The following is a 1,328-nucleotide window of genomic DNA, read 5'->3' as shown; positions in this document are numbered from 1 at the left end:
CCACGGCCACTCCAGCGCTCGCCCACCGGAGAAACGGTCGGGGCCTACTCACCAAAGCCGAGCACCTTGACCCCCTCGCCCTCGGCGCCGCTCAGGTCGACCAGAACCACGGCGCCGTGGACAGCCTCGAACCGACCCTCCGGCTGCCTGGTCCCCGAAGGCAGAGCGACATCGGTGGATTCGGGCACATCCACATCGAACGGTTCGCTTCCCTCCCAAGGAGCGACGCTGACCATCGGCCCGCCGTCTCCCGAATCCGCGAACTTGACCACCGCGTCTTCGAGGGCGATCACGTACGCCCCGGGCGACGACGTCTCCACCGCCTGTGCCGCGGTGGCCGAGACCCGGCCGTCGAACCGGCGCAGCTCGTAACCGACAGCGTCCGCCCCGGACTCGCGCCGCGACACAAGGAACCCGTTCCCGAACGTGCGCGCCGGGTACCAGTCCTCGCCGCTCCCCGCGGCGTCGCCCACGACCTCACCCGTGACCGGGTCGAGCACGACCGCCTCGGCGAACTCCTCGCCCCAGTAACCGTCCCCGCCCTGGTCGAGGGCGAGCAGGTCTCCCACGGCACGCACCGAATCGGCGGAGGGGCGCGCTCCCGCGCCCTCGAGGTGCCAGAGGATCTCTCCGTCCTCGGGGTTCAGGGCGACCAGCTCGGCCTCATCCGTGCCGCACTCCGCGCGCACGACCAGCGCCTCGGGGAAGACCGCCGGCCGATCGGCCCGGTCCACACTCCCGCCGTCACACGTGAACAGGTCCTCGGTCCGCCACAGCTCCGAACCGTCCTCGTCCGAGAGCATGCGACCGCTCAGCAGCGGCTCGGAGCCCAGTTCGAAGAGGCCTGCATCAGTGGCGGTCCCGACGTCGAAGACCCCCAGCTCCTCGATGTCGCCGGTGATCTCCTCCTCCAGGTCGCCGACGATCTCGCCGGTCACTCCGTCGAGAACGACCCTCCGGCTGGGCACCCCCGCCGAGTCGTCTCCGTCGGCGTCCCCGGACTCCTCGCCCGGTGCGTCGTCCGGGTAGAGCACGTGGACCCGCTCTCCGGACGAGGACACGTCCGTCCGTACGGGGACGTCCTCGTCCTCCACGGCAAACCTCCACCGCTCCTCACCGGTCACACCGTCCAGCGCGACCACACCGTGCGACATACGCAGGAGCACGCCCCCGGGCAGCGCGGTCACCCCCAGGTCACCCGTGTACCCCTCGGCGGTCCACTCCCACGCCAGTTCCGAGACAGTCCCGGGTACGGCGGCGTCCGACCATTCACCGTCCAACTCCTGGTGGCTCACCGAGACACCCCCGAACCCCAGCACAGAACAGGC

The 1,328-nt window shown here is 70.8% G+C and carries 1 protein-coding gene; it reads right to left on the bottom strand.

What is annotated here, in order from left to right; all coding sequences use genetic code 11:
* Positions 1–44: 44 nt before the first annotated feature.
* The coding region (locus D452_RS0127100) for an outer membrane protein assembly factor BamB family protein (RefSeq protein ID WP_239646470.1) at positions 45–1,328 on the bottom strand (1,284 nt) is incomplete at its 5' end.

Origin of the sequence: Nocardiopsis prasina DSM 43845 (assembly GCF_000341265.1) — a bacterium.
GTDB lineage: Bacteria > Actinomycetota > Actinomycetes > Streptosporangiales > Streptosporangiaceae > Nocardiopsis > Nocardiopsis prasina.
The sequence above is the reverse complement of the archived record's forward strand: the minus strand, read 5'-3'. Positions and strand labels throughout refer to the sequence as shown.